At 45.0% G+C, this 2,766-nt stretch carries 2 protein-coding genes and 1 pseudogene; 2 read left to right on the top strand and 1 reads right to left on the bottom strand.

All coding sequences use genetic code 11. The features are described 5' to 3' along the window. Nucleotides 1-114 precede the first annotated feature (114 nt). Nucleotides 115-630 (bottom strand): annotated as a pseudogene (locus tag F6J94_RS32670) (filamentous hemagglutinin N-terminal domain-containing protein); the annotation flags it as partial. Between the two features lie 484 nt (nt 631-1,114). Between F6J94_RS32670 and mnmE the strand changes: the two are divergent. Both mnmE and F6J94_RS32660 read left to right on the top strand, forming a co-directional pair. Beyond that, nucleotides 1,115-2,494 carry a tRNA uridine-5-carboxymethylaminomethyl(34) synthesis GTPase MnmE gene (gene mnmE / locus F6J94_RS32665; protein ID WP_293047845.1) on the top strand — a complete coding sequence of 460 codons (1,380 nt, stop codon included), beginning with the start codon at nt 1,115-1,117 and terminating at the stop codon, nt 2,492-2,494. Nucleotides 2,495-2,531: 37 nt separating this feature from the next. After that, a partial coding sequence (locus F6J94_RS32660) for a hypothetical protein (protein ID WP_293047844.1) occupies nt 2,532-2,766 on the top strand: 235 nt, incomplete at its 3' end.

Below are 2,766 nucleotides of genomic sequence, written 5' to 3'. Positions count from 1 at the left end.
TTACACCAGGAGCCATTATCAATCAGGGCCAGCTAGAGGTGACACCAGGAAATAACCTAACCTTACTCGGTGGCACTGTGATCAGTACTGGAGAACTGGTGTACCTAATGTCTCGAACCTAAAGACACTAGGTGTTCCAATTAAAGAAAAGTAGTCGTTGTTACCAAAGGCACTAAACCAATTATTATCACCAAAGCCAATACCTGTAGCGGTGGTAGCGGTGAATGCTCCTGGGACGTTCAGCTGGGCATCGGCACCAAAAATTATCCCCGCTGGGTTCATTAAAAACAGGTTGGGGTTGCCCCCTGTGACTTGGATGAGACCGTTAATCACTGAAGCGTTGCCACCTGTAACCCGATTGAGAATGTTTTTTATACCGGGTTGAGACAAAAAATTAACAATTTGGTCTTGGTCTAAACCAAACTCCTGAAAGCTGTGAAATAGATTAGAGCCATCACCTGATCGAGTACCTCCGTCAATATCAAAGCGATTACCATCTTGGATAACTTCCGTGTCAGTGGTGTGATCGGCTTGAATCGGCTGTGCTATTGTCGGTATAACCCAAAGAGGTCCTGCCAACACATAGAGAACGCTCAGGGATTGACTAATTCTACTCACAGCTAATTTCATCTGGCTTATTCGTAAAATCTTTCTGATACGGTTATCTTAATCGGTTTTAATTTTAAATTTAAATTGCTGAATACTTAACAAGGTTCATCGAATCTTTTTTTATATAGTTAAATTTATTATTATCTTGATAAATGGAATTTCATGATCGTTAATAACTTCACATAAAAATGCTCATCTTTATAAAAAAAATAAATAAAAATAACTCCTATAGCTAGTGGTAATACAACCATCCTAGTTTAACCGTAAACAAAATAATGTAAAATCTGGATTAATTATTATAAAATTACCAAAAATTATCGTTTTAAAAACTCATATATTTCAGTCTAGTAAGGTACGCAATGTTTTTGCCTGTTGCTTCTTGCTTCTTGCCTGTTGCTTATTGTCTCTTCTATGTTCCCTGTTCCCTCCTCTATAATTACCCATGACCCATTACCTATGACCACCAAAAGAGATATGATCATAAGTTAACCGAATTTGATCTCAGATGTTCCAGAGTGAAACCATTGCTGCGATCGCAACAGCAGTTGTCCCCCAACAAGGCAGTATCGGTATTGTGCGACTGTCAGGAAGAGATGCGATCGCAATTGCCCGTACTTTATTCCAGGCACCGGGGCGTCAGGCTTGGGAGAGTCACCGGATTCTCTACGGCTATGTGCGTCATCCCAAAACCCAACAGCTAGTGGATGAGGCATTGCTGCTGATTATGCAAGCTCCCCGTTCCTACACTCGTGAAGATGTGGTAGAATTCCATTGCCACGGTGGGATCATGCCCGTCCAAAAAGTGTTGCAATTGTGCCTCGAACAAGGTGCTAGATTAGCACAGCCAGGAGAATTTACCCTACGGGCATTTTTGAATGGGCGCTTGGATTTGACTCAGGCAGAAAGTGTTGCGGACTTAGTGGGGTCTCGCTCCCTAGCAGCCGTTCAAGCCGCCCTAGCTGGGTTGCAGGGCAAGCTCGCCACACCCATTCGGGAAGCCAGAGCTACTTGCCTGGATATTTTGGCAGAAATTGAGGCTCGAATTGATTTTGAGGAGGATTTACCGCCCCTTGATCAAGGCGCAATTGTAGCTCAACTTAACAATATCTTAACAGAAGTATCCCGACTATTAGCCACAGCGGATCAGGGTGAACTATTGCGCACGGGTTTAAAAGTGGTGATCCTTGGGCGACCCAATGTCGGAAAATCGAGTTTATTGAATGCCTGGAGTCGATGCGATCGCGCTATTGTCACTGACCTTCCTGGTACCACTCGGGATGTGGTGGAATCTCAGTTAGTGGTAGGGGGAATCCCGGTACAGGTACTCGATACAGCAGGAATTCGCGAAACCGCTGACCAAGTGGAGAAGATTGGAGTAGAGCGATCGCGTAGTGCAGCCATGGCGGCTGACTTGGTATTACTGGTGATTGAAGCAACCACTGGCTGGAGTGCAGGGGATCAGGAAATTTACCAACAGGTGCAAGAACGTCCGGTAATTCTAGTGATTAACAAAACTGACCTGGCCAGTGATAAGAGTGAATCTACCCTATGCTATCCTAATACTATAGAGCAGGTAGTTAAGACAGCTGCTGCCTACAATCAAGGGATTGATGCTCTGGAGAAGGCAATTCTTGACGCAGTAAATCGTGGCAACCTGCAAGCCGCTGATTTAGATTTAGCGATTAACCAACGACAAGCTGCTGCCTTGACGCGGGCGAAAATGTCTCTTGAGCAAGTGCAAAAAACTATTGCGCAAGAGTTACCCTTAGATTTTTGGACCATAGATTTGCGTGGAGCAATTCAAGCCTTGGGAGAAATTACAGGAGAGGAAGTAACCGAATCAGTGCTTGACCGCATTTTCAGCCGTTTCTGTATTGGGAAGTAATATTAAGTTAGGTTGAATACCCATAATTATAGGAAGTGTGGGGAGATGGGAACCCACCCCTAACCCCGACCAGGAGGGGAATATGGGGAGATGGGAACCCACCCCTAACCCCGACCAGGAGGGGAATATGGGGAGATGGGGGAGGTTTTTATTAAGGGTAAATCGGGTAAGTCAGCGGGATTGCTCCCGCTTCGTCCCCAAAGCACCGTGCGAACAAGTCTCCAAGTACACGGCGCAACCAATTCCAAAAGAACTCACTTATCATTGCTACT

Origin of the sequence: Moorena sp. SIO1F2, from assembly GCF_010672755.1 — a bacterium.
GTDB lineage: Bacteria > Cyanobacteriota > Cyanobacteriia > Cyanobacteriales > Coleofasciculaceae > Moorena.
This window is presented reverse-complemented; position numbering and strand designations above follow the sequence as displayed.

Excerpts from the sequence above, each read along its gene's own strand:
- mnmE (WP_293047845.1), top strand. The coding sequence starts at position 1,115 with ATGTTCCAGAGTGAAACCATTGCTGCGATCGCAACAGCAGTTGTCCCC.